Origin of the sequence: Pseudomonas sp. RA_5y_Pfl1_P24, assembly GCF_963970945.1 — a bacterium.
Lineage (GTDB): Bacteria > Pseudomonadota > Gammaproteobacteria > Pseudomonadales > Pseudomonadaceae > Aquipseudomonas > Aquipseudomonas tritici.
This window is the reverse complement of record NZ_CAXAOJ010000020.1, coordinates 18,734-44,773: the sequence shown is the minus strand read 5'-3', so window position 1 is coordinate 44,773 and position 26,040 is coordinate 18,734. Positions and strand designations below refer to the sequence as shown.

Genomic DNA, 26,040 nt, shown 5'->3' with positions numbered 1-26,040 from the left:
CCAAGTCGCCATGGAATTTATCCGCAGCCGTATCGAAAACCAGCTGATGAGCCTGACCGGCTTGTCGCTGGGCCAGTTGGACCTGGAAAACCCCAAGGGCGACCCAGGCCTGTTCGGGCCCGACTCGGTGAGTTGGCAAGTACATGGCGATTTCAGCAGTATGCTTATCGGCGGCATCAGTGCCTTGATGCTGCAAGCTTTGCACCCACTGGCCCTGGCGGGTGTGTGGGACCATTCTAATTTTCGCCAGGACATGCTCGGGCGGTTGCGGCGTACCTCGCAGTTCATCTCGGGCACCACCTTTGGCGCGCGAAAAGATGCCGAATGGCTGATCGAGAAAGTCCGCACCATTCACCTGCAGGTGGTCGGCCATGCGCCGGACGGGCGACCTTATGCGGCCAGCGACCCGGAGCTGCTGACTTGGGTGCATGTCGCGGAGGTCAGTAACTTCTTGGCCGCCCACCTTCGCTACCGCAACCCGCACCTTTCAGGTCGAGACCAGGACCGTTACTACAGTGAAATTGCCTTGGTGGCCGAGCGTCTGGGCGCGCAGGGTGTTCCGCATTCCCGGCAGGAAGTGTCGGATTATCTGGCACGCATACGTCCGCAGTTGCTGTGCGATGACCGCAGCCGGGAAGTGTTGCGCCTGCTGCTGAATGCGCCCTCCCCCAGTACCCTTGCCAAGCCCTTTGGCGCCTTGATGATGCGAGCCGGGATCGACCTGCTGCCTGACTGGGCCAGCGCCATGCTCGGTCAGCACCAGAGTCCGCTGCAACGCCAGATGATCCGTGCCGGGGTCAAACGCAGTGCGCCGATGCTGCGTTGGGCGATGCGCAATGGTTCGGTGCAACGGGCCCATCGGCGGATGGGGTTGATGTAGGCGACGGCGCATAACTGTTAAACTTCGCGCCCTCATTTCCCCAGCAAGGCGCGCTCCATGTCTTCCTTGAATCAGGCGCTGCGCGCCGCCCTCGATCATCGCCAAGACCTGATCAGCGAACTGCACGCCCAAGACACCGACTGCTACCGGCTGTTCCACGGCAGCCAGGAAGGCGCTGGCGGCCTGACCATCGACCGCTACGGCCCTCAACTGCTGGTGCAGAGCTTTCACCAGTCCCTGGAAACGGCAGACCTGCTGGACCTGCATCAACAGATCAACCAGTACTTGGGCCTGGAATTGCTACTGGTCTACAACGACCGTTCCCGTGGCAATTCGCGCGTTGACCGCGAAGACACGGTGTATCGTGCCGAACCTGCTGCACTGGAAGACCTGGTGGGTCACGAGTGGGGGCTCAATTACCGCGTACGCGGGCGGCATGCTGGGCAGGATCCACTGCTGTTCCTCGACCTGCGCAACACCCGGGGCTGGGTCAAGGAGCACAGCGCCGGTAAAAGCGTGCTGAACCTGTTCGCCTATACCTGCGGCGTCGGCCTGAGCGCGGCCGCCGGTGGTGCCCGCGAGGTATGTAACCTGGACTTCGCCGAGGGCAACCTCGCAGTCGGGCGCGAAAATAGCCTGCTGAACCCACAATTGCCGACCCTGCACTTCGTGCAATCCGACTACTTCCCGGCGATCCGCCAACTGGCGGGCCTGCCGATCACCCAGCGTCGCGGGCAGAAACTGCCAAGCTATCCGCGCCTGGAGCAACGTCAATACGACTTGGTATTGCTGGACCCTCCGGCCTGGGCCAAGAGCGCGTTCGGCACCGTCGACCTGCTGCGCGACTATCAAAGCCTGCTCAAACCCGCATTGCTTGCCACCGCAGACAACGGCGTGCTGATCTGCTGCAACAACCTGGCAAAGGTCAGCATGGAGGATTGGCGCGAACAGGTGCTGCGTTGTGCGCAAAAGGCCGGGCGCCCGGTGCGCGACTGGACAATCATGACGCCCGGTGCGGACTTTCCCTCACAGGATCAACAGCCCCCGCTGAAAACCCTGATACTCCAACTGTAAGGCGTTTCCCAAAGGCCCTGCGCTTCGGAACCGAAAACCCGTGCCATACTCCAAGGCACTCTTGTTTGATATAGATGGCGCCGCCCCATGCCCAAAGGATTGATTCGCGCCGCTGGCGCTTTGTTGACCGCCCTTGCCCTTTACAGCTTGCTGGGCTTTTTGATTCTCCCCGGTATCGCGCTTCGCATTGCCAACCAGCAACTGGCCAATTACGCGACGGTGCCAGCGCGGATCGAGCGAATAGAGCTCAACCCGTTCAGCCTGGAAGTGACGGCATGGGGGCTCAAAATAGGCGAGCCTGGCAATGAACAAGTGGGGTTCGAACGCCTCTACGCCAACCTGCAAATCGACAGTCTATGGACCCGAGCCCTGCACCTGGCTGATGTGCAATTGGACAAGCCCAAGACCGAGTTGCTGTTCGACAAGTCCGGCAAGTTGAATCTGGCGCAGTTGTTCAAGCTGCCCGCCAGCGAGCCCGCCCCGGCCGATCCGGATGCCAAGCCTTTCCCGTTGCGTGTCGATGGCATCAAATTGTCGAGCGGCTATGTGCACTTTCAAGACTTACGCCCCAGCGAACCTATCGAATTTCTATACGACTCACTCGACTTCGAGCTGAAAAACCTCAGCACCCTGCCTGAAGATAATGCCGACATGACGCTGGTCGCGGCGGGGCCTGACGGTGGGAGAATCGATTGGAAAGGTAGTTTCAGCCTGGTGCCGATTACCTCCGAAGGTACGCTGAAGGTCACCGATGGCAAGATGAAAGCCTGGTGGCCCTATGTACGTGACGCCTTGCCCCTGGTGCTGGAAGACGGTGTGCTCAACTTCAGCACCGAATACACGTTCAGCCTGGCCAAAGAGACTGAACTGAACCTGACCAACACCGCCGCCAGCATCGCGCCATTTGCCATCAAAGCACCGGACGGCCGCCCGTTGGTGCGCCTGGAGCGCTTGGACGTCAGCGAGTCCACGGTGGACCTGGCCAAGCAGCAGGTAATCGTCGGTAAGATCCGCAGCAACAAGCTGGAAACCTGGGCGGCCCTTGAGGCCGATGGGCAACTGGACTGGCAGAAACTGTTCGCCAGTCAACCCAGTAAACCCGCCAAGGCGCCGGAGCCTGTCAGCGCTCCGGCCACTGCCGACTCGCCAAAAGCCGAACCTGCGGCGCCGAGCAAACCGTGGCAGGTCCTGCTCAAGGATGTGCAACTACGCAACTATCAAGTGCACCTGGCCGACCGTCAGGCCAAGCCGGCGGTTGCGCTGGAACTGGGCCCGTTGAACGTCGATGTGCAGAACTTCGATAGCCTCAACCAGAACCCGTTCACCTTGAAGCTCGACACGGGGCTGGGCAAACAAGGCAAAATCCAGGCGACCGGAGAGGTCAACCTCGACCCAGTCAGCGCCAAGCTGAAGGTAAATACCCAAGACATCGACCTGCGGGTCGCCCAGTCCTACATCAGTCCGTTCATCCGCCTGGAACTGCGTAGCGGTATGCTCAGCAGCAATCTCGATGTGAACCTGAAAGGCACCGCCCCTCTGAAGTTGCAGGTCACCGGTCGGGCGCAGGTCGACCAACTGCACACCCTGGACACCCTTAAAACGCGCGACTTCCTCAAATGGCAGCGCCTGGTACTCGAAGGCGTGAACTATCAGCACGGCGACAGCCTGTCGATCGACAAGGTCAACCTGCAGCAACCGTATGCGCGCTTCATGATCAATGATGACCGCACCACCAACATCGACGACCTGCTGATTCCACAGCCGGCCGACAGTGGTGCTAAGTCAGCGGCCAAACCGGCCAGCAAAGATAAGCCCCTGGGCATTCGTATCGGCCAGATTGCGATCAACGACGGCTCCGCCAACTTTGCCGACTTCAGCCTCACACCTAACTTCGCCACGGCGATTCAACAACTCAACGGACAAATCGGCACTATCGACAGCCGACAGGCCAAACCGGCCAGCGTCGACATCAAGGGTAAGGTGGACCGTTACGCGCCCGTCACCATCAAAGGCAGCGTGAACCCGTTTGATCCAATGGCGGCGCTGGACATCGCCACCAGCTTCAAGCGCGTCGAACTGACTAACCTGACGCCCTACTCCGGCAAGTTCGCCGGCTTCCGTATCCGCAAGGGCCGACTCAACCTTGACCTGCACTACGTGATCACCAAGGGCCAATTGAAGGCCGAAAACAAAGTGGTCGTCGAACAATTGCAACTGGGCGAGAAGGTCGACAGCACTGATGCGGTGGACTTGCCGATTCGCCTGGCGATTGCGCTACTCAAAGACACTAACGGCAAAATCACCATCGAGTTGCCAGTGACGGGCGATTTGAACAATCCCCAATTCAGCGTAATGCCGATCGTTTGGCAGACCCTGCGCAATCTCGTGGCCCGCGCGGCGACGGCGCCCTTCAAGTTCATCGGTGGGCTGGTGACCGGTGGGGGCTCGGAAGACCTCGGTAATGTCTCGTTCGGCCCGGGTTCCAGCGAGCTGAACAAAGACGCCGAGGGCGCCTTGAACACGCTGGCCAAGGCGCTTAAAGAGCGCCCTGCGCTGCGCCTGGAAATCGAAGGCACGGCCGCTGCCAGCAGCGACGGGCCGTTCCTCGCCGCGCAGCGCCTGGAACGCGAATACCAATACAACTACTACAAGATGCTGCAACGCCGTGGTGACAAGGTTCCGGCCCAGGCTTCCTTGCTGGAAGTACCGGAAAGTGAAAAAGCACCGTTGCTGGAAGGCATCTACCGCACCCGTCTGAAACAGCAGCCGCCGGCGGAGTGGAAAGACCTCAGCCGCGATGAACGTACCGCCAAGCTGAAGGACGGCGTTATCAAATTCTGGAGTGGCAGTGATGTGTTGCTGCGCCAGTTGGGCCAAGACCGCGCAAGCACTATCAAGGATTACCTGGTAGACAAAGGACAGTTGGAAGATGACCGGGTGTACTTCATCGATGCCAACCTGGGGCAGGCAGAGAAAGATGGTCGAGTGGTGACACCGATGCATCTGGATGCTGAGTGACCCGACCTCTACGCACACCTGAATGGGGAAGCGGGCTTGCTCGCTCCCACATTTGATCTTCATAAGCCTACAAAACGTATTCCGAGCCAGAATAGAACAGGCCCCGACACAAGTGCCGGGGCCTGTAATGACCACATCCGTGTGGTCGGTCGCATGAACTGGTGGAGGTGCGTTGAGTGTATATCTAGCTCACTCGCCGCCGCCGACGTTTAGTTCAGGCGAATTCTGGAGCGTTACTCTGCTTTCAGGCCATCAGCCGATACAGCTTTAACGCCTTTGATTTTTTTGGTGATTGCCACGGCAGTGGCCTTCTGCGACTCAGTCACGGCAGTAGAGGACGACAGGGAAACCACGCCTTTGTTGGTTTCGACTTTGATGTCGGTGCCAGGAATGCCTTTCTCGGTTACCAAGTCAGCTTTCACTTTGGTGGTGATCCAAGTATCCGAGGTAGCGCCTTTGGCGTCAGCAGCAGCGGCCTTGGTTTTGTCCATGTTATCGGCTTTAGTTGCACCGCCAGCCATCAGGCCATCAGCAGAAACCGCAGTCACACCTTTGATTTTCTTGGTGATCGCCACAGCAGTGGCTTTCTGAGCGTCCGAGACAGCGACTTCGGAAGACAGGGAAACCACGCCTTTGTTGGTTTCAACCTCAATATCCGAGCCCGGGATGCCTTTTTCAGTCAGCAGGTCAGCTTTGACTTTGGTAGTGATCCAAGTGTCCGAGGTGGCTTCTTTAGCCTTGGTCACTTCACCAGCAGCCAGGGTCATTGGCGCTTGGGAAGTCTGGGCAAAGGCCACGTTAGCACCCATGGCCAGGGTCAGAGCGGTAGCAGTAGCGAGAGCGAACTTCTTCATACGAGTAACTCCTGTTTTATTAAAAGACTGCAGTGTGTGAACCTTGATGCTGCAGCGCTAACAGGGTTGTTGCAGGCACTGTGCCAACTCACGCTCGCCAATTAAATCCTTATAAATCAATAGCTTAATAAAATCTTCTTTCTTCGAAATCGTGCAACTTGCATGAAGAGGAACTTGCCTGCATGCAAGTTGCGGGTTTTAGGTATAACTAAGCGACTGATTTCTAGAGATTTTCTTATAGGCATAAAAAAAGGACTCCGAAGAGTCCTTTTTTTCAGCCTACAGCGTGGGGTAATTAAACGCCCGAAGCCTTGGCTGCTGCTACGTCCTTGATGGAGAGCTTGATACGGCCGCGGTTGTCCACGTCCAGTACCAGTACTTCCACTTCCTGGCCTTCTTTCAGAATGTCGGTCACTTTCTCAACGCGAGCGTCGCTCAGCATGGAGATGTGAACCAGACCGTCTTTGCCCGGCAGGATGTTGACGAATGCGCCGAAGTCGACGATGCGCTCAACCTTACCGACGTAGATCTTGCCGATCTCGGCTTCCGCGGTGATGCCCAGAACGCGCTGACGCGCCGCTTCTGCAGCTTCCTTGGTTTCGCCGAAGATCTTGATCGAGCCGTCGTCTTCGATGTCGATCGAAGCCTTGGTCTCTTCGCAGATCGCACGAATGGTCGCGCCACCTTTACCGATAACATCACGGATTTTGTCGGTGTCGATTTTCATCGCGATCATGGTCGGAGCATTTTCCGACAGTTCGGTACGGGACTGACCAATGATCTGGTTCATCTGGCCGAGGATGTTCAGGCGCGCTTCCAGGGCTTGGCCCAGAGCGATTTCCATGATTTCTTCGGTGATGCCCTTGATCTTGATGTCCATCTGCAGCGCGGTAACACCTTTGGCGGTACCGGCCACTTTGAAGTCCATGTCGCCCAGGTGGTCTTCGTCACCCAGGATGTCGGTCAGGATGGCGAACTTCTCGCCTTCTTTAACCAGGCCCATGGCGATACCGGCAACCGGTGCCTTCATCGGCACACCCGCGTCCATCAGCGCCAGGGAAGCACCGCAGACCGAAGCCATGGAGCTGGAACCGTTGGACTCAGTGATTTCCGACACAACACGGATGGTGTACGGGAACACGTCCGCAGCCGGCAGCATGGCGGCGATCGAACGACGCGCCAGACGACCGTGACCGATTTCGCGACGACCAGCGCCGCCCATGCGACCACACTCACCTACCGAGAACGGAGGGAAGTTGTAGTGCAGCATGAACGGGTCTTTTTTCTCGCCTTCCAGGGTGTCCAGCAGTTGTGCGTCACGGGCGGTGCCCAGTGTTGCAACGACCAGAGCCTGGGTTTCACCACGGGTGAACAGGGCCGAACCGTGAGTCTTCGGCAGAACGCCGACTTCAATGTTCAGCGGACGTACAGTGCGGGTGTCGCGACCGTCGATACGTGGCTTGCCGTTAACGATGTTTTCGCGAACGGTGCGGTATTCGATTTCACCGAAGGCAGCTTTGACTTCGCTGGAAGAAGGCTGGCCTTCTTCACCGGACAGCTTGGCAACAACCTGATCCTTCAACTCACCCAGGCGAGCGTAACGGTCGGCCTTGACGGTGATGGCGTAGGCCTGGGAGATCGCGTCGCCGAATTCGGCACGGATAGCGCCCAGCAGTGCGGTGGCTTCAGGCTGTGGAGCCCAAGTCCAGGTTGGTTTGGCAGCTTCGGCAGCCAATTCTTTAACAGCGTTGATCACAACCTGGAACTCGTCGTGAGCAAACAGCACGGCGCCCAGCATCTGGTCTTCGGTCAGCTCTTTGGCTTCCGATTCAACCATCAACACGGCTTCCGAGGTACCGGCTACGACCATGTCCAGGCTCGAAGCTTTCTGTTGCTCGTAAGTCGGGTTCAGCAGGTAACCGGTGCTTTCGTGGAAGGCAACGCGGGCAGCGCCGATCGGGCCATCGAAAGGAATACCGGAAATAGCCAGGGCAGCCGAGGTACCGATCATCGCAGCGATGTCCGGATCGGTCTTCTTGCTGGTGGAAACGACGGTGCAGACAACCTGCACTTCGTTCATGAAGCCTTCTGGGAACAGCGGACGGATCGGACGGTCGATCAGTCGGGAAGTCAGGGTTTCTTTCTCGGAAGGACGGCCTTCACGCTTGAAGAAACCGCCAGGGATCTTACCGGCAGCGTAAGTCTTTTCCTGGTAGTGAACGGAAAGAGGGAAGAAGCCTTTGCTCGGGTCAGCGGTCTTGGCGCCAACAACGGTCACCAGAACGGTAACGTCGTCGTCAACGGTAACCAGCACTGCGCCGGAGGCTTGACGGGCGATACGGCCTGTCTCGAGAGTAACGGTCGACTGACCGAACTGGAATTTTTTGATAACCGGGTTCACGGTGTCCTACCTTCTTTGTGGCTCTTGGGGAACGTGTCTTCTTGCGAAATTCTTGGGCAATGTCGGGAATCGGCCCGACCCTCGTCCAGGGTAAAACGTGTATCCAGATAAAACTTGAGGCTGGGAGCCTGCCATGGGCCAGCGGGAATCCCACTGACACACGGCAGACAACCAACCTCTAGCGCAATCGCTTATTAGCGACGCAGACCCAGGCGACCGATCAGAGCCTGATAGCGACCCAGATCCTTGCCTTTCAGGTAGTCCAGCAGCTTACGGCGCTGGTTTACCATGCGGATCAGACCACGACGGGAGTGGTGGTCTTTGCCGTTGGCCTTGAAGTGACCTTGCAGCTTGTTGATGTTGTGGGTCAGCAGTGCAACTTGCACTTCTGGCGAACCAGTGTCACCAACAGCTTGCTGATAGTCAGCTACGATTTGTGCTTTTTCTTGAACGTCGAGAGCCATGAGGCAATCCTTTTTTCAGGAAACCACCCAAAGGGCAGTTTCAACAGGCCAGGGATAAATCCCTGTATCTAAAAATGAGTGTTGACCGTGCCTGTTAACAGCCACACTCGTTCCAGTTTGCGTAAAAGCTACTGCGCTTTTACCACAAACTGGTTCCGGTCATTCTGACCGAATCAGTCGACGCGGCGCGATGCGCCCGTCTTCGCTCACTTCACCGATACCGATAAAGCGACCGTTATGATCCTGTACCCGCACCATACCGAACTTCGGGGCATCCGGGGCACGCACCGGTTGGCCGTTGAGCCAGTAGAACGCGCTGTGCTCCGAGAAGTGCAGCAACGGCCAATCCAGCAAGCCGCTGTCTGAAGGCATCAGGAAGCGATCAACCGCTTCGTTGCCACCTTCGGCATGTACCGCTTCCAACTCTTCCAGCGTGACCGTCTGGGCCAGGCTGAAAGGACCGGCCTGGGTGCGTCGCAGTTCTGCAACGTACGCACCGCAACCGAGCTTTTCACCAATATCTTCCACCAGGGTACGGATATAGGTGCCTTTGCTGCAGTCCACGGCCAAGCGGGCGGTGTCGCCTTCACAGGCGAGCAATTCCAAGCGCGCAATAGTAACAGAACGCGGTTCGCGCTCCACTACTTCGCCCGCACGTGCCAGCTTGTAAAGAGGCTGCCCATCGCGCTTGAGCGCCGAGTACATCGGCGGTATCTGACTGATTTGCCCACGAAAACCGGGTAAAGCAGCTTCGATATCAGCACGACCAACGGTCACGTCGCGAACCTGCAAAACATCACCTTCGGCGTCGGCCGTGGTGGTGGTCTTGCCCAGTTGCATCAGGGTTTCATAACCCTTGTCGGAATCGAGCAGGTATTGCGAGAACTTGGTCGCCTCGCCAAAGCACAGCGGCAACACGCCAGTGGCCAAGGGGTCGAGGCTGCCGGTGTGCCCGGCCTTCTCGGCATTGAGCAGCCAGCGGACCTTCTGCAACGCGGCATTGGAGGTAAAGCCAATGGGTTTGTCGAGCAGAATGATGCCGCTGACGTTGCGACGTATACGTTTGACCTGAGCCACCGCTTACTCCTTGGCGTCTTCAGGTGTGGACGGGCGCTGGCTGTCTTCAGCCACGGCGCGCTCGATCAGAGCCGACAGGTGCGCACCACGCACGACACTTTCGTCGTAGTGGAAGTGCAACTGAGGAACGCTGCGCAGCTTCATCTCACGGGCCAACTGCATGCGCAGGAAACCCGCTGCCGAGTTGAGCACCTTGATGCTTTGTGCAATTTCTTCGCTGTTGTCCTGCCCCATCACGGTGATAAAGATCTTGGCGTGACCCACGTCACGGCTCACTTCAACGGCGGTGATGGTGACCAGGCCAACGCGGGGGTCTTTGACTTCGCGACGGATCAGTTGTGCCAGCTCACGCTGCATCTGATCGCCGATACGCTGGGTACGGCTGTATTCTTTTGCCATGTCTTGTTACCTGTTACTGCCACACGGTGAAACCCGTGGGGTCTGAAAGCGGCAAACGCCCGGCCTGACAAAAGCCAGACCGGGCGTTGCGTTTAGAGTCCGGACACAGCGCGAGGCATTTGCATGCCCACACGCCGTGTGGCTCCTGAAGTGCGCGAGTTAGAGGCTGCGAGCAACCTGGACCTTCTCGTAGACTTCGATCTTGTCGCCAGGCTTAACGTCGTTGTAGCTCTTGACGCCGATACCGCATTCCATGCCGGCACGCACTTCGGAAGCGTCATCCTTGAAGCGGCGCAGGGATTCCAGCTCGCCTTCAAAGATAACGATGTCTTCACGCAGTACACGGATTGGACGGTTACGGTGCACAACACCTTCGATAACCATGCAACCGGCGATCGCGCCGAATTTCGGCGAGCGGAACACATCACGCACCTCGGCCACACCCAGGATGTTCTCCCGGACATCGCTGCCAAGCATGCCGGTGAGGGCTTTCTTGACGTCTTCGATGATGTCGTAGATGACGTTGTAGTAACGCATGTCCAGGCCTTCCTGCTCGACGATCTTGCGAGCGCCAGCATCGGCACGCACGTTGAAACCGAACAGTACAGCGTTGGAAGCCAGTGCCAGGTTGGCGTCGGACTCGGTGATACCACCGACACCGCCACCGACAACACGCACTTGCACTTCGTCGTTACCCAGGCCGTTCAAGGCGCCGTTCAACGCTTCGAGAGAACCACGGACGTCAGATTTGAGGACGATGTTGAGCGTCTTCTTCTCTGCCTGGCCCATGTTTTCGAAGATGTTTTCCAGCTTGCCGGCATGAGCACGAGCCAGTTTGACTTCGCGGAACTTGCCTTGACGGAACAGAGCCACTTCACGGGCTTTCTTCTCGTCAGACAGCACGCTCATCTCGTCGCCAGCGTCCGGAGTACCGTCCAGGCCGAGGATCTCGACAGGGATGGAAGGACCGGCTTCTTTGATTGGCTTGCCGTTCTCGTCGAGCATGGCACGTACACGACCATAGTTCGAACCGACCAGCACCATGTCGCCTTGGCGCAGGGTACCGTCTTGAACCAGAACAGTTGCCACCGGACCACGACCTTTGTCGAGACGCGATTCAACCACAACACCGCGACCTGGAGCCGATGGCGTTGCTTTCAGTTCGAGTACTTCGGCTTGCAGCAGGACTGCCTCGAGCAGTTCGTCTACACCAGTACCGACTTTAGCCGAGACCGAAACGAACGGCGTATCACCGCCCCACTCTTCGGAAGTCACGCCGTGAACCGACAGTTCGCTACGGATGCGATCGAGATCGGCGCCCGGCTTGTCGATTTTGTTCACTGCAACAACCAGTGGAACACCCGCAGCCTTGGCGTGCTGGACAGCTTCAATGGTCTGCGGCATCACGCCGTCGTCCGCTGCAACTACCAGGATCACGATATCAGTTGCCTTGGCACCACGGGCACGCATTGCGGTAAACGCGGCGTGACCTGGGGTGTCGAGGAAGGTGACCATGCCGCGTTCGGTTTCAACGTGGTACGCACCGATGTGCTGGGTGATACCACCGGCTTCGCCAGCAGCTACCTTGGCACGACGGATATAGTCGAGCAGGGAAGTTTTACCATGGTCAACGTGGCCCATTACGGTCACAACTGGTGCACGGGAGAACGTCTCACCTTCAAACTTCAGGGACTCGGCCAGGGAGTCTTCCAAGGCGGTGTCGCTGACCAGGGTCACTTTGTGGCCCAGTTCTTCGGCTACCAGCTGAGCAGTTTCCTGATCAAGCACCTGGTTGATGGTCGCTGGGGTGCCCAGTTTGAACATGAACTTGATGATTTCAGCAGCCTTGACCGACATCTGATTGGCGAGATCGCCAACAGAGATGGTCTCGCCGATCTGCACATCACGCACGACAGGGCCGGTTGGGCTCTGGAAACCGTGGGCGTTGCGTTTTTTCAGCTTGGCCTTGCCGCGACCACCACGACGGAAGCTATCGCTTTCTTCGTCGGTAGTACGTGGGGCAACGCGTGGCGCAGGCGCTTTCTCTTTGACCGAGGCACGATGCGGAGCATTTTTGCGCTCGCCATCACCGCCGCCGCCGCGACGATTGCTATCGTCAGCACGTGGTTTGTCCGGACGGCGAGGTTCTTCGCGCTTGCGGGCATCAGCAGCAGGTGCTGGTGCCGCGGCAACCGGAGCGGCCTCACGCACAGCTTCTACTGGCGCGCTAGGCGCGGAGACCGATTCAGTAGTCGCAGGCTGGCGACGCGCTTCTTCTTCGGTGCGACGCTTGGCTTCTTCTTCAGCCTTCTGACGAGCAGCATTTTCTACTGCGCGACGTTCTTCCAGATCGCGTTTGCGCTCGGCTTCGATTTCTTCCGGGCTGCGTTGTACGAAGACTTTCTTCTTACGTACTTCAACGCTGATGCTCTTGCTACCCGCAACACGCAGTGTGCTGGTGGTTTTGCGCTGCAATGTAATCTTGCGCGGTTCTTCCACTTTCGCCTTGTGGCTGCTCTTCAAGTGAGTCAGCAAAGACTGCTTCTCACTATCGCTCACACCTTCATCGGCGGCGGTGTGCGGCAGACCTGCCTCACGCATCTGCTGCAACAGGCGCTCTACCGGTGTTTTGACCTCATCGGCCAGTTGTTTCACCGTGACTTGCGTCATGCACTTCTCTCCTCAGGCCGCGCCTAGTTACTCGAACCAATGGGCTCGGGCGGCCATGATCAACTTGCCGGCACGATCTTCGTCAATGCCGTCGATGTCGAGCAGATCGTCAATAGACTGCTCGGCCAGGTCTTCGCGGGTAATTACGCCGCGCACCGCCAGTTCCATCGCCAAATCCTTGTCCATACCCTCAAGCGAGAGCAGGTCTTCGGCCGGATGGGCGTCTGCCAGCTTTTCCTCAGTAGCGATGGCTTTAGTCAACAAACGATCCTTGGCCCGAGCGCGAAGCTCGTTGACGGTGTCTTCGTCAAAGCCGTCGATGTTGAGCATTTCTTCCAACGGTACGTAGGCAATCTCTTCCAGGCTGGTGAAGCCTTCATCTACCAGCACCTGTGCCAGGTCTTCATCGACTTCGAGCTCTTCGATAAAGTTGCGCAGGATGTCACCGGTTTCTGCTTGCTGCTTAGCCTGGATGTCCGATTCGGTCATCACATTCAGGGTCCAACCGGTCAGTTGGCTGGCCAGACGCACGTTCTGACCACCACGACCAATGGCCTGAGCCAGGTTGTCTGCGCCAACGGCGATGTCCATTGCATGGGCATCCTCGTCAACGATAATTGCCGCCACTTCAGCCGGCGACATCGCGTTGATCACGAACTGAGCCGGGTTATCGTCCCACAGCACGATATCCACACGCTCACCGCCCAGCTCGCCAGACACTGCCTGGACGCGCGAACCGCGCATACCAATGCAAGCACCTTGCGGATCAATACGCTTGTCCTTGGAACGGACCGCGATCTTGGCGCGCGAACCCGGGTCGCGGGACGCAGCCATGACTTCGATCAGGCCTTCGGCAATTTCCGGCACCTCGATACGGAACAGCTCGATCAGCATTTCCGGCGCGGTACGCGACAGGATCAACTGAGGGCCGCGGTTCTCGGTGCGGATTTCCTTGAGCAGCGCACGCAGACGCACGCCGACACGGAAGGTTTCGCGAGAGATGATGTCTTCACGGGCCAGCAACGCTTCAGCGTTGTTGCCCAGGTCAACGATCACGTTGTCGCGGGTGACTTTTTTCACGGTACCGGAGATGATTTCACCCAGGCGCTCGCGATAAGCGTCAACGACTTGAGCTCGCTCGGCTTCGCGAACCTTCTGCACGATGACCTGCTTGGCGGTCTGTGCAGCAATACGGCCGAACTCGATCGATTCGATCTTTTCTTCTACGACATCACCGACATTGGCGCCAGGGTGCGTTTCGGCAACCTTGCTCGGCCAGGTTTCGATGGCCGGATCATCAAGATCGGCTTCTTCGACGACCGTCCAGCGACGGAAAGTCTCATAGGCACCGGTGTGGCGGTTGATTTCCACACGCAGATCTACTTCGTCTTCAAAACGCTTTTTGGTAGCAGTGGCCAGGGCCAGCTCCAGCGCTTCAAAAATCACGTTTGCCGGTACGCCCTTTTCATTGGATACCGACTCAACAACCAGCAGTACTTCTTTGCTCATCGTACGCCTCGCCTTTCGCAAGCCATTGGATCCGCGGGATCCGCGTCTCAGCCAAAACTGGGAATAATGTTGGCCTTGTCGATCATATCGATCGGCAACAGGAACTCATGGTCTTCCACTTGCACCACAACGTCCTGCTCTTCTACACCGCGCAGAAGGCCCTGAAAATTGCGTCGCCCTTCGAACGGGGATCGCAGCTTGATCTTCACTTGTTCACCGGCAAATTTTGCAAACTGATCAATAGTGAACAGTGGGCGTTCCATGCCTGGCGAGGAAACTTCGAGGGTGTATTCAACAGCAATTGGATCTTCAACATCCAGCACACCGCTGATCTGACGGCTGACAATGGCACAATCGTCCACCAGCACGCCGCCCTCTTTATCGATATAAACGCGCAACATTGAGTGGCGACCTTGAGCCGAAAACTCAATACCCCAGCATTCATAGCCTAGGGCCACGACCACCGGGGCCAGCAAGGCCTGCAACTCTTCTAGCTTGCTCGACACCTGAACCCCCTCGTGCATGTATGTGCATGCTGTGCAAAATAAAAAAATGGGCGAAACGCCCATCCTTGAAACGCCGTCGAACAGCGGCGTTGAAAGTGTCCAGCTAACAAAAAGCCCCTTAAAAGGGGCTCCGCTAAAACTGGTTGCGGGGGCCGGATTTGAACCGACGACCTTCGGGTTATGAGCCCGACGAGCTACCAGACTGCTCCACCCCGCGACAAAGCTGGGGCGGAAGTATACGACTGATCCCTTACAGGGTCAATGTAACCTTCCACCTACAAGAAAGCCCGCAACAGCGGGCTTTCCTGATAATTGGTACCGAGAAGGGGACTCGAACCCCTACACCCTATGGGCACAACCACCTCAAGGTTGCGTGTCTACCAATTCCACCACCTCGGCAATACAGCGTTTACAACCTTCTTACTTCTGCTCTTGAGCTGGAGGCACGTCAGTCGCTGGAGTAGCCGACTTTTGCTCTTGAAGCACCGGGACATCATCAGAAGCCGGTTTTGCTTTTGGTACTTCCAACACTGCTGGGTTTGGCAAACCTGCTTGAGTCAGCACATGAGCTTTCTCTTTAGCAAAGTAACCTAACCCCAAGCTGGTTATGAAGAAACCGGCGGCAAGTATAGCAGTAAACTTACTAAGAAAGGTAGAGGAACCTTGGCTTCCGAACACAGTATTTGAAGCACCTGCACCGAAAGACGCACCAGCATCCGCACCTTTACCCTGTTGCAGCAAAACCAGGGCAACTACGCCCAGGGCAGCCAACAGATGAAAAACGACTACGACTGTTTCCAGCATTTTTTCAGTTTCCCGCGGCGCGACAGATCGCACCGAACTCATCTGCATTCAGGGAAGCTCCACCAATGAGCCCCCCATCGATATCCGGCATGCCGAACAGTTCGACCGCATTGGCCGCCTTCACGCTGCCGCCGTATAGAAGACGCACACCTTGTGCGACTTCAGAATTCTCTGCCGCCAACTGCGCGCGGATGGCTGCGTGCACATCCTGCGCCTGTTGCGGTGTAGCAGTCAGTCCGGTACCAATAGCCCAGACTGGTTCATAAGCAATTACTGCTTTTGCAAACGCACCAACACCCAGCTCCTCGATGATACTGCCTAGCTGACGCGAGACAACTTCAAGAGTCTTGCCCGATTCACGCTGCTCCAGGGTTTCCCCTATGCACAACACTGGAATCAAGCCACAAGCCTGTGCTGCGGCGAACTTGCGATTGAGTGTCCCATCACGCTCGCCCATCATCTGGCGGCGCTCGGAGTGCCCAACAAGCACATAGGAACAACCCGCATCGACCAACTGACTCGGCGAAATCTCACCGGTCAACGCACCTTGCATCGGCTCCACCGCAGAATTCTGCGCGCCGACCTGGATCGACTTACCTTTCAAGCCATCAACCACTTGGTTGATATGCAGGCAAGGTGGGAAAACCGCAACGTCAACACCGCTAGGCAAGGCCAGATGACGAAGGCCATTGATCAGCTCAGCGACACTGGCGCGGGTACCGTGCATCTTCCAGTTACCAGCTACCATAGTGCGACGCATGCTGTACCTCGTCGGTCAAAGTGGGCGCAGATGTTACCCAACCACATCATCACTGGCAAGCCGAATTCAGGCGCAAACTTCAGTTACCAGTTTTGCCAGGTCTTCGGCATGGCCGCGAACCTGTGTTTCGTCGTCACCTTCGACCATGACGCGCACCAGAGGCTCTGTGCCGGACTTGCGCAATAACACACGGCCACGCCCCGCCATTGCCAGGGTCGCGCGCTCGCACGCCTCCTTGACAGCAGGGTGATCGATCGGATTTTCGCCACCGGCAAAACGCACATTGACCAGCACTTGTGGACATTTACGCAGCGCCTGACGCGCCTGGGCGAGGCTCTCTTCGCGACGACGCAATGACAGCAGCACCTGCAGCGCAGCAATAATCGCATCGCCTGTGGTGGTGTGCTGGAAGCAGACAACGTGCCCGGAATTCTCGCCACCCACTAGCCAGTTGCGCTCAAGCAGTTCGGCGATCACATAGCGGTCACCGACATTGGCACGCACGAATGGGATACCCAGGTCTGCCAAGGCCAGCTCAAGCCCCAGATTACTCATCAGCGTGCCGACAACGCCGCCTTGCAGCTTGTTACGCTCATGCAGGTCGCGTGCAATGATGAACAACAGATCATCACCATCCACAATGGCGCCGGTGTGATCCACCATCAGAACGCGGTCGCCATCACCATCGAAGGCAATACCCAAGTCTGCATGCTCGGCAAGGACGGCCGCCTGCAACTGCCCCATGTGAGTGGAGCCGCAGTTATCATTGATGTTCAAGCCGTTCGGCTGAGCCGACAGCACCGTCACGTCCGCGCCCAACTCCTTGAATACGCTGGGCGCTACTTTGTAGGTAGCACCATGAGCGCAGTCGACCACAATTTTGAGGCCGGCGAAACTGGTACTGCTCGGCACACTGCTCTTGCAGAATTCGATATAGCGGCCAGACGCGTCATTGATTCGCGACACCTTGCCCAGCTTGCTGGAATCAACCACCGTCATCGGCGCATCCAGCAGCTCTTCAATCATCAACTCGATCTCGTCCGGGAGCTTGGTGCCTTGGCCCGAGAAGAACTTGATACCGTTATCATCATGGGGGTTGTGCGAGGCACTGATCACGATACCGGCTTCAGCGTGAAAGGTACGCGTCAGGTAGGCGATCGCCGGCGTCGGCATAGGCCCCAGCAGCATCACATCGGCACCCGCGGCGGACAGGCCCGCTTCCAGTGCGGACTCAAACATGTAACCCGAAATACGGGTGTCCTTGCCGACCAAGATGCGGCACGCGCCCATACTGCGGAACGCCATACCCGCCGCCCAACCCAGCTTGAGCATGAAGTCAGGGGTAATTGGAAATTCGCCGACCCGACCACGGATACCGTCGGTGCCAAAGTATTTTTTAGTCATAAGTGCTCCATCATTCTTATTCGGCTGATTCTACCGCAGCAATCATACGCACCACATCCACAGTCTGGGCGACATCGTGCACACGCAAGATGCGTGCGCCCTTCGTTACCGCGAGCGCTGCCAGTGCAAGACCACCGTACAGCCGCTCACCCACCGGACGATTCAGCGCCAGCCCGATCATGCTCTTGCGCGAAACACCGACCAACAGCGGCCGACCAAGTGCGTGCAGGGATTCCATATGCTTGAAAAGGCTTAAATTGTGTTGCAGGGTCTTGGCGAAGCCGAAGCCGGGATCGAGGATGATCTTTTCAGCCGCAATCCCTACGGCAGCGCATTGAGCAATCCGCTCAGCGAGAAAACCACTCACTTCACCAACAAGATCATCATAGTGAGGGTTGTCCTGCATGTTGCCGGGCTCACCCAGCATATGCATCAGGCACACCGGCAAACCGGTAGCCGCGGCCGCATCCAGCGCGCCATCTCGCTGAAGAGCGCGCACATCGTTGATCAGCCCGGCTCCCAGGCGCGCAGTCTCGCGCATCACGGCGGGGGTCGACGTATCAACCGAAATGATCACATCCAATTCTCGGGAGATACGCTCAACTATCGGCGCCACCCTCTCCAGCTCCTCCAGGGGAGAAACTACGCGAGCACCAGGGCGAGTCGACTCACCGCCGACATCAATAAGGGTCGCCCCCGCCGCCACCATTGCCTCGGCATGACGCAGCGCGGCATCAAGCTGGCTGAAGCGGCCACCATCGGAAAAAGAGTCGGGGGTTACATTAAGAATGCCCATCACATGTGTATGGGCCAAATCAAGAACCCGGCTGCCGCAAGGCAACCGGGTGGAGGACAACGCAGAAGTCATTTCAAACCTTAGACGTCAGCTGCCGGACCGCCGATCGGAGTTTCAGGGCGTTCGTTCTGAACCACAGGCGGCGTGCCCGAAGTGCCCGAACCACCTTCCCAATCGCGAGGCTCGCGCGGTGCGCGACCCGCCATGATGTCGTCAATCTGGTCGGCATCAATGGTCTCGTACTTCATCAGCGCGTCGGCCATTGCATCCAACTTGTCGCGGTTGTCGGTCAGGATCTGCTTAGCCGTGCCGTAGCACTGGTCAATGATGCTGCGCACCTCGGAGTCGATCAGCTTGGCCGTCTCACCGGAGAAGCTGGCGCTTTGACCGCCACCGCCACGACCCAAGAATACTTCGCCCTCTTCCTCGGCATACATCAAAGGACCGAGTTTTTCCGACAGCCCCCACTTGGTGACCATGTTCCGCGCAATCTGGCTGGCACGCATGATGTCGTTGGATGCGCCAGTGGTAACACCGTCGAAGCCCAGCGTCATCTCTTCAGCAATTCGACCGCCGTACAGCGAGCAGATCTGGCTGATCAGTGCGCGCTTGGAGAGGCTGTAACGATCCTCTTCCGGCAGGAACATGGTGACACCCAGCGCCCGACCACGAGGAATGATCGACACTTTGTAGACCGGATCGTGCTCAGGCACAACGCGCCCCACAATGGCGTGACCGGCTTCATGATAAGCAGTGTTCTGCTTCTCTTTCTCGGACATGACCATGGATTTGCGCTCAGCGCCCATCATGATCTTGTCTTTCGCCAGTTCGAACTCTTTCATTTCAACGATACGCTTGCCGGTACGGGCAGCGAACAGCGAAGCCTCGTTGACCAGGTTAGCCAAGTCAGCACCGGAGAAACCTGGAGTACCACGGGCAATCACGGCCGGAGCCACATCGTCACCCATAGGTACTTTGCGCATGTGTACTTTCAGGATCTGTTCGCGGCCACGAATATCCGGCAAGCCAACCACGACCTGACGGTCGAAACGACCAGGACGCAGCAGCGCAGGGTCCAGCACGTCAGGACGGTTGGTTGCAGCGATGACGATAATGCCGTCATTCATTTCAAAGCCGTCCATCTCAACCAGCAACTGGTTGAGGGTCTGCTCACGCTCATCATGACCACCGCCCATGCCGGCACCACGATGGCGACCAACGGCGTCGATTTCATCGATGAAGATGATGCAGGGCGCGTGCTTCTTGGCTTGTTCGAACATGTCGCGAACACGGCTTGCACCGACGCCGACAAACATTTCTACGAAGTCGGAACCGGAAATAGTGAAGAAAGGCACCTTGGCTTCGCCGGCAATCGCCTTGGCCAGCAAGGTTTTACCAGTACCCGGAGGACCGACCATCAGCACGCCGCGCGGAATACGACCACCCAGGCGCTGGAACTTGCCTGGATCGCGCAGGAACTCGACCAGCTCGCCCACTTCTTCCTTGGCCTCGTCGCAACCGGCAACATCAGCCAGGGTGGTTTTCACCTGGTCTTCGGAGAGCAGGCGCGCCTTGCTCTTGCCGAAGCTCATCGGCCCGCCCTTGCCTCCCGCACCGCCTTGCATCTGGCGCATGAAGAACATGAACACGGCGATGATTACCAGAATCGGGAAGCTCGCCACCAGAAGCTGGGTCCAGATGCTTTGCTGCTCAGGCAGCTTACCCTCAACAACGACCTTGTTATCCACCAGATCGCCGATCAGACCGTTGTCCTGAATAGCCGGACGAATGGTCTTGAAGCTGTCGCCATCGACGCGCTTACCGGTAATCACGTAGCCATCAACCGCTACGCGCTCGACCTTGCCATCCTTAACTTGCTGGATGAAGTCGGAATAGTTGAGGGTCTGCGGCTCGTTAGGGCTGGAGAAGTTGTTCATCACCGTCACGAGGACAGCCGCGATGATCAACCACAGGATCAGATTCTTTGCCATATCGTTCAATTAACTACCCTCTGAAGCAAGCTCCGCTACTGGCGCGCGCTTCGCATGATATTCACCGGCCTAACTTACTACATTACCTACAACTCTGGCAGGCGCCGTCTGTAACCCTTTGTGAAACTTTGACTACACAATATTCGTAAAGCTTCGTGACGAAAGCGATATAAAAAAACCTATCGCCCTCCTCCAAATCCTCAAAAACGCTCTTCGCTCGCAGCGCCTTCAACACCGCGGAAGCCGCGGCACAACAGATACTGCTCCCGAGACCTGTCCCGGGAAGAGTCAGGCTTGCGCGTCTGCACCTTATCGAACAACTTGCGGATGTTCTTGTGGTACTCGTCAAACCCTTCGCCCTGGAAGACCTTCACCAGGAAGTCACCACCAGGACGCAACACCCGACCCGCCAAATCCAGGGCCAGTTCACACAGGAACATGGCTCGCGGCATATCGACGGCCGGTAATCCACTCATATTGGGGGCCATGTCGGAAATCACAAGGTCTACCTGCGAATTTCCCACAGCCTCAAGGATCTCGGCGAGCACGGCGTCCTGGGTGAAGTCCCCATGAACAAAGGTCACATCCGGGATACTGTCCATTTCCAGGATGTCGGAAGCGATCAAGCGACCTTGACCACCAATCAGACGACTGGTCACCTGCGACCACCCACCCGGCGCCGCGCCAAGGTCGATAACGCTCATGCCTGGACGGATCAACTTGTCCTTGTCCTGGATCTCCAGCAGCTTGTAACTGGCCCGTGAACGGTAGCCGTCCTTTTGCGCCTTTTTGACGTAAGGGTCGTTGAAATGCTCTTGCAGCCACTTAAGGCTAGTTTTGGAACGGGCCACGGGCCACCTCGAAAATAAAACGGGTCGTGATTAACTGGGCGGTCCCGGACTCGCTCGGGTAAACTGGCCGCCGCTTTTTACAAGATCAGACGCAGGGGTCAGATTATGCCGCTCACTCAAGAGCAGAAGAAACAGTACAAATCCATTGGCCACCATCTGAAACCAGTTCTGATTGTGGCAGACAACGGTTTGACTGAAGGTGTGCTAGCCGAACTTGAACGCGCATTGGGCGATCACGAACTGATCAAGATCAAGGTCAACATCCTTGACCGCGAAGCGCGCCTGGCCGCCATTGCAGAACTGTGCAAGGTGGGCAAAGCGGACCTGGTTCAGGTCATCGGCAAGATGGCGCTGCTGTATCGCAAGAACTTCAGCGTCAACAAGCAACTGTCGAACGTTCATCGTTTCAAATGATATCAAGGGTTACGGGCGTGCTTCGCGCGCCCCGCCACTCCATCCCGGTGCCGGCTGTATAACCAGCACCAGACCGGAGAACCCTAGCACAAGATAGCTGAACAGCTGCCAGCGCAACGCTTCCGGCAGCCACACATGCACCACGCAAAACATTGCGCACGCATACAGCGCCATCAACAGCAGTTGGCCGCGAATATCCCGCCATAAACTCCCCAAGCCTTCGGCCTTGACCAGCACCAACGCCTGGAGCGTCACGCACGCCGCCGCGAAACCCACCAGCAACGCACTGAGTAATCCATCGATTTCATCGATCAGCAACGGTGCCAGGCCAATCAGGCCCAGCGCCGGTAACACACCGATGTGCAACAACCACAGGCCGCCTACCCAAAGCATCTGGGAGAGCTGCCAAAGCATGGCGCCCGCATAGAGCGGGCGCCGTCTTTCAGATGTGACGAACTTCAACAATCTCGTACTCGATCACGCCGCTTGGCGTTTTCACAGCCACTACATCACCCTCTTCCTTGGCAATCAAGGCGCGGGCAAGCGGAGAACCAACGGAGATCTTGCCGAGTTTGAAGTCAGCTTCGTCTTCGCCCACGATGTGGTAGACGACGCGCTCATCCGTCTCGACGTTGGCGATTTCCACGGTGGTGCCGAAAATCACCTTGCCGGTATGTGGAATGGTCGTCACATCGATGATTACCGCATTCTGCATACGGCCTTCGATGTCACGGATCCGCGCCTCGACCATACCTTGCTGCTCGCGAGCAGCGTGGTATTCGGCATTTTCCTTCAAGTCACCCAGCTCGCGAGCGGTGCCGATATCCTGGCTCAGCTTCGGGCGGACGACTTTGGTCAGATGGGCGTGTTCCTCTTCCAGGGCCTTGGCGCCCTGGACGGTCATTGGGTATTTGGTCATGCCTTCAATCCTGCGTGTAGATCTTGCAAGCGACGCACGGTCTTTTCCGGACCGAACTTGAGCGCTTCACAGATGGCTTCGCCAGCAGCAATGGTGGTGGTGCAGTAGATCTTGTGCTGCAAAGCGTTACGACGAATGGAATAGGAGTCCGCGATCGACTGGCGACCTTCGGTGGTGTTGATGATCAGGGTGACTTCGTCATTCTTGATCATGTCGACCACGTGCGGACGGCCTTCCGTCACTTTGTTCACGCGACGCACTTTCAGGCCTGCGGCTTCGATCAGCTTGGCGGTCCCGGCGGTGGCCACGACCTCGAAGCCCAAGTTGATCAAATCACGGGCCACGCCCGCAACCAGCGGCTTATCGTCATCGCGCACGCTGATGAACGCAGTACCGCCGGTCGGCAGCACTTCGCTGGCACCCATTTGGGCTTTAGCAAACGCCTCGCCGAAGGTATCGCCCACGCCCATCACTTCACCGGTGGACTTCATCTCTGGGCCCAGGATCGGGTCCACACCAGGGAATTTGGCGAATGGGAACACCGCCTCTTTCACGCTGTAGAAGTTCGGAATGATCTCCTTGGTGAAGCCGATTTCCTTCAGGGTCTTACCGGCCATCACACGGGCAGCGATCATAGCCAGGGACACACCGATGCACTTGGAAACAAACGGTACAGTACGCGAAGCGCGAGGGTTGACTTCGATGACGTAGATGTCTTCGCCTTGCAGCGCCAACTGGACGTTCATCAGGCCGACCACGCCCAGTTCCAGGGCCATTTTCTTGACCTGCTCGCGCATCTCGTCCTGGATGTGCGCCGGCAGCGAGTACGGCGGCAGCGAGCAAGCGGAGTCACCGGAGTGAACGCCAGCCTGTTCGATGTGCTGCATGATCGCGCCGATCACTACGTCGGTGCCGTCGCAGACTGCGTCCACATCCATTTCGATGGCGCAGTTGAGGAAGTGGTCGAGCAGCACCGGGCTGTCGTTGGACACTTTCACCGCATCACGCAGGTAGCGCTTGAGCTCTTCTTCTTCGTAGACAATTTCCATCGCACGACCGCCCAACACGTAGGACGGACGCACCACCAGCGGGTAGCCGATCTTGCTGGCTGCGCGAATGGCTTCATCTTCGCTGCGCACGGTGGCGTTTGGCGGCTGACGCAGGTTCAGGCGCTCAACCATTTGCTGGAAGCGCTCGCGGTCTTCGGCACGGTCGATGGCGTCCGGACTGGTGCCGATGATTGGCACGCCGGCCTCTTCCAGGGCACGCGCCAGTTTCAGCGGGGTCTGGCCGCCGTACTGGACGATTACACCCTTAGGCTTCTCAACCCGGCAGATTTCCAGCACGTCTTCCAGGGTCACGGGTTCGAAGTACAAGCGATCGGAAGTGTCGTAGTCGGTGGAAACAGTTTCTGGGTTGCAGTTGACCATGATGGTCTCGTAACCGTCTTCGCGTAGGGCCAGTGCCGCGTGTACGCAGCAGTAGTCGAACTCGATACCCTGGCCGATACGGTTTGGACCGCCGCCGAGGATCATGATCTTGTCGCGGCCCGAAGGCGCCGCTTCGCACTCTTCCTCGTAAGTCGAGTACATGTAGGCCGTGTCGGTGGCGAATTCAGCCGCGCAGGTGTCAACGCGCTTGTAGACCGGGAAGATCTCCAGCTTGTGACGGTGACGACGCAGCGCTTTCTCGGTCACGCCCAGCAGCTTGGCCAGACGCATGTCGGAGAAGCCTTTGCGCTTGAGCTTGAACATCAAGTCGCGGTCGATGCTGGCCAGCCCCAGGGTCTTGACCTTCTCTTCTTCCTTGATCAGATCTTCGATCTGCACCAGGAACCACGGGTCGATCATGTTCATGCCGAAGATGTCTTCGACCGACAGACCGGCGCGGAAGGCGTCAGCCACGTACCAGATGCGCTCGGCGCCCGGCACGGTCAATTCGCGCTTGAGGATGCTCATGCTTTCCGGATTGCTCAGGTCGAGCTTTTCGTCCAGGCCGCAAACGCCCACTTCCAAACCGCGCAAAGCTTTCTGCAGGGATTCCTGGAAAGTCCGGCCGATAGCCATGACCTCACCCACCGACTTCATTTGAGTGGTCAGGCGTGCGTCGGCTTTCGGGAATTTCTCAAAGGCGAAGCGTGGCAGCTTGGTCACGACGTAGTCGATCGACGGTTCGAAGGACGCTGGAGTAGCGCCGCCGGTGATTTCGTTCTGCAGTTCGTCAAGGGTATAGCCGATCGCCAACTTGGCAGCGATACGCGCAATCGGGAAACCGGTGGCTTTCGAGGCCAGGGCCGAGGAACGGGATACCCGCGGGTTCATCTCGATGACGACCATGCGACCCGTGTCCGGGCAGATGCCGAACTGGACGTTGGAGCCGCCGGTTTCCACGCCGATCTCGCGCAGTACCGCCAGGGAGGCGTTACGCATGATCTGGTATTCCTTGTCCGTCAGGGTCTGTGCCGGCGCAACAGTGATCGAGTCACCGGTGTGCACACCCATCGGGTCAAAGTTTTCGATGGAGCAGACGATGATGCAGTTGTCCTTCTTATCGCGGACAACCTCCATCTCATACTCTTTCCAGCCGATCAGGGATTCGTCGATCAGCAGCTCTTTGGTCGGCGACAGGTCCAGGCCACGGGCGCAGATTTCTTCGAACTCTTCACGGTTGTAAGCGATACCGCCGCCGGTGCCACCCATGGTGAAGGACGGACGGATGATGCACGGGAAGCCCAGCTTCTCGAGCACTGCGTTGGCTTCTTCCATGCTGTGGGCGATGCCCGAGCGCGGGCAGTCCAGGCCGATGGATTTCATTGCCTTGTCAAAGCGCGAACGGTCTTCTGCTTTGTCGATGGTGTCGGCATTCGCGCCGATCATCTCTACGCCGAACTTTTCCAGGACGCCTTCGCGCTCCAGGTCCAGTGCGCAGTTCAGAGCAGTCTGGCCGCCCATGGTCGGCAGCAGCGCGTCCGGACGCTCTTTCTCGATGATCTTGGCAACGGTCTGCCACTTGATCGGCTCGATATAGGTGGCGTCGGCCATGTCCGGGTCGGTCATGATGGTGGCCGGGTTGGAGTTCACCAGGATGACGCGGTAGCCCTCCTCGCGCAGGGCTTTACAGGCCTGGGCGCCGGAGTAGTCGAATTCGCAGGCCTGGCCGATCACGATCGGGCCAGCGCCGAGAATCAGGATGCTTTTTATGTCTGTACGTTTTGGCATGGGTTTGTCACTCAAATCCGCAGGTCAGTCG

General features: G+C 57.8%; 21 protein-coding genes and 2 tRNA genes. 4 read left to right on the top strand and 19 right to left on the bottom strand.

The features are described 5' to 3' along the window. The first annotated feature begins 10 nt into the window (after positions 1 to 10). The 3 genes from AACY30_RS25470 to AACY30_RS25460 all read left to right on the top strand — a co-directional run bounded on the left by AACY30_RS25470 (position 11) and on the right by AACY30_RS25460 (position 4,972). Complete coding sequence (locus AACY30_RS25470; protein ID WP_339471743.1) at positions 11 to 880, top strand: oxygenase MpaB family protein; 870 nt, start codon at positions 11 to 13, stop codon at positions 878 to 880. Positions 881 to 937: 57 nt separating this feature from the next. Continuing rightward, positions 938 to 1,954 carry a class I SAM-dependent rRNA methyltransferase gene (locus AACY30_RS25465; RefSeq protein WP_339541310.1) on the top strand — a complete coding sequence of 339 codons (1,017 nt, stop codon included), beginning with the start codon at positions 938 to 940 and terminating at the stop codon, positions 1,952 to 1,954. Positions 1,955 to 2,041: 87 nt separating this feature from the next. Next, complete coding sequence (locus AACY30_RS25460) at positions 2,042 to 4,972, top strand: DUF748 domain-containing protein (RefSeq protein ID WP_339541309.1); 2,931 nt, start codon at positions 2,042 to 2,044, stop codon at positions 4,970 to 4,972. Positions 4,973 to 5,205: 233 nt separating this feature from the next. On the opposite strand, the gene AACY30_RS25455 is transcribed toward AACY30_RS25460, so the two are convergent. The 16 genes from AACY30_RS25455 to rlmE all read right to left on the bottom strand — a co-directional run bounded on the left by AACY30_RS25455 (position 5,206) and on the right by rlmE (position 21,458). Next, on the bottom strand, positions 5,206 to 5,826 hold the full coding sequence (locus tag AACY30_RS25455; protein ID WP_339471741.1) for a BON domain-containing protein: 621 nt from the start codon (positions 5,824 to 5,826) through the stop codon (positions 5,206 to 5,208). Positions 5,827 to 6,121: 295 nt separating this feature from the next. Then, positions 6,122 to 8,227 (bottom strand): polyribonucleotide nucleotidyltransferase, encoded by a 2,106-nt coding sequence (pnp, locus tag AACY30_RS25450; RefSeq protein ID WP_049711495.1) that lies wholly within the window; start codon positions 8,225 to 8,227, stop codon positions 6,122 to 6,124. A gap of 194 nt (positions 8,228 to 8,421) precedes the next feature. Then, positions 8,422 to 8,691, bottom strand: coding sequence for a 30S ribosomal protein S15 (rpsO, locus tag AACY30_RS25445; RefSeq protein ID WP_003176135.1), 270 nt, complete (start codon positions 8,689 to 8,691; stop codon positions 8,422 to 8,424). Positions 8,692 to 8,850: 159 nt separating this feature from the next. Further along, entirely contained in the window at positions 8,851 to 9,768 is a 918-nt protein-coding gene (gene truB, locus AACY30_RS25440) for a tRNA pseudouridine(55) synthase TruB (RefSeq protein ID WP_016976825.1), read from the bottom strand. 3 nt (positions 9,769 to 9,771) lie between these two features. After that, complete coding sequence (gene rbfA, locus AACY30_RS25435) at positions 9,772 to 10,167, bottom strand: 30S ribosome-binding factor RbfA (RefSeq protein ID WP_065875288.1); 396 nt, start codon at positions 10,165 to 10,167, stop codon at positions 9,772 to 9,774. A 159-nt stretch (positions 10,168 to 10,326) separates the two neighbouring features. Beyond that, positions 10,327 to 12,837, bottom strand: coding sequence for a translation initiation factor IF-2 (gene infB, locus AACY30_RS25430; RefSeq protein ID WP_339471739.1), 2,511 nt, complete (start codon positions 12,835 to 12,837; stop codon positions 10,327 to 10,329). A 27-nt stretch (positions 12,838 to 12,864) separates the two neighbouring features. Continuing rightward, positions 12,865 to 14,346: a transcription termination factor NusA gene (gene nusA / locus AACY30_RS25425; protein ID WP_049711491.1), complete on the bottom strand. Its 1,482-nt coding sequence runs from the start codon at positions 14,344 to 14,346 to the stop codon at positions 12,865 to 12,867. 47 nt (positions 14,347 to 14,393) lie between these two features. Then, positions 14,394 to 14,852, bottom strand: coding sequence for a ribosome maturation factor RimP (rimP, locus tag AACY30_RS25420; protein ID WP_049713475.1), 459 nt, complete (start codon positions 14,850 to 14,852; stop codon positions 14,394 to 14,396). 140 nt (positions 14,853 to 14,992) lie between these two features. After that, positions 14,993 to 15,069, bottom strand: a tRNA-Met gene (locus AACY30_RS25415). Positions 15,070 to 15,165: 96 nt separating this feature from the next. After that, positions 15,166 to 15,251, bottom strand: a tRNA-Leu gene (locus tag AACY30_RS25410). Positions 15,252 to 15,272: 21 nt separating this feature from the next. Continuing rightward, a complete protein-coding gene (secG, locus tag AACY30_RS25405; protein ID WP_003235031.1) occupies positions 15,273 to 15,656 on the bottom strand; it encodes a preprotein translocase subunit SecG in 384 nt (127 codons plus the stop codon). Positions 15,657 to 15,660: 4 nt separating this feature from the next. Then, positions 15,661 to 16,416: a triose-phosphate isomerase gene (tpiA, locus tag AACY30_RS25400; RefSeq protein WP_003194193.1), complete on the bottom strand. Its 756-nt coding sequence runs from the start codon at positions 16,414 to 16,416 to the stop codon at positions 15,661 to 15,663. Positions 16,417 to 16,482: 66 nt separating this feature from the next. Further along, positions 16,483 to 17,820 carry a phosphoglucosamine mutase gene (gene glmM / locus AACY30_RS25395; protein WP_339420293.1) on the bottom strand — a complete coding sequence of 446 codons (1,338 nt, stop codon included), beginning with the start codon at positions 17,818 to 17,820 and terminating at the stop codon, positions 16,483 to 16,485. A 16-nt stretch (positions 17,821 to 17,836) separates the two neighbouring features. Continuing rightward, a complete protein-coding gene (gene folP / locus AACY30_RS25390) occupies positions 17,837 to 18,688 on the bottom strand; it encodes a dihydropteroate synthase (RefSeq protein ID WP_339541308.1) in 852 nt (283 codons plus the stop codon). 8 nt (positions 18,689 to 18,696) lie between these two features. Further along, complete coding sequence (gene ftsH, locus AACY30_RS25385) at positions 18,697 to 20,607, bottom strand: ATP-dependent zinc metalloprotease FtsH (protein WP_339471737.1); 1,911 nt, start codon at positions 20,605 to 20,607, stop codon at positions 18,697 to 18,699. 200 nt (positions 20,608 to 20,807) lie between these two features. Continuing rightward, positions 20,808 to 21,458, bottom strand: a complete 651-nt coding sequence (rlmE, locus tag AACY30_RS25380) for a 23S rRNA (uridine(2552)-2'-O)-methyltransferase RlmE (protein WP_034117848.1) — start codon at positions 21,456 to 21,458, stop codon at positions 20,808 to 20,810. Positions 21,459 to 21,563: 105 nt separating this feature from the next. Between rlmE and AACY30_RS25375 the strand changes: the two genes are divergently transcribed. Continuing rightward, the gene (locus AACY30_RS25375; protein ID WP_017139256.1) at positions 21,564 to 21,872 is read left to right on the top strand and encodes a YhbY family RNA-binding protein; all 309 of its coding nucleotides are present in this window, start codon (positions 21,564 to 21,566) and stop codon (positions 21,870 to 21,872) included. A 9-nt stretch (positions 21,873 to 21,881) separates the two neighbouring features. Here AACY30_RS25375 and AACY30_RS25370 read toward each other — a convergent pair whose 3' ends face one another. Genes AACY30_RS25370 through carB form a run of 3 tightly spaced genes read right to left on the bottom strand, consistent with a single transcriptional unit; the run spans position 21,882 to position 26,009 of the window. Beyond that, positions 21,882 to 22,286 (bottom strand): MFS transporter, encoded by a 405-nt coding sequence (locus tag AACY30_RS25370; protein ID WP_339471736.1) that lies wholly within the window; start codon positions 22,284 to 22,286, stop codon positions 21,882 to 21,884. A gap of 28 nt (positions 22,287 to 22,314) precedes the next feature. Further along, the gene (gene greA / locus AACY30_RS25365; RefSeq protein WP_049711485.1) at positions 22,315 to 22,791 is read right to left on the bottom strand and encodes a transcription elongation factor GreA; all 477 of its coding nucleotides are present in this window, start codon (positions 22,789 to 22,791) and stop codon (positions 22,315 to 22,317) included. Beyond that, positions 22,788 to 26,009, bottom strand: a complete 3,222-nt coding sequence (carB, locus tag AACY30_RS25360; protein ID WP_045060049.1) for a carbamoyl-phosphate synthase large subunit — start codon at positions 26,007 to 26,009, stop codon at positions 22,788 to 22,790. The genes greA and carB overlap by 4 nt, the downstream gene beginning before the upstream one ends. Positions 26,010 to 26,040 lie beyond the last annotated feature (31 nt).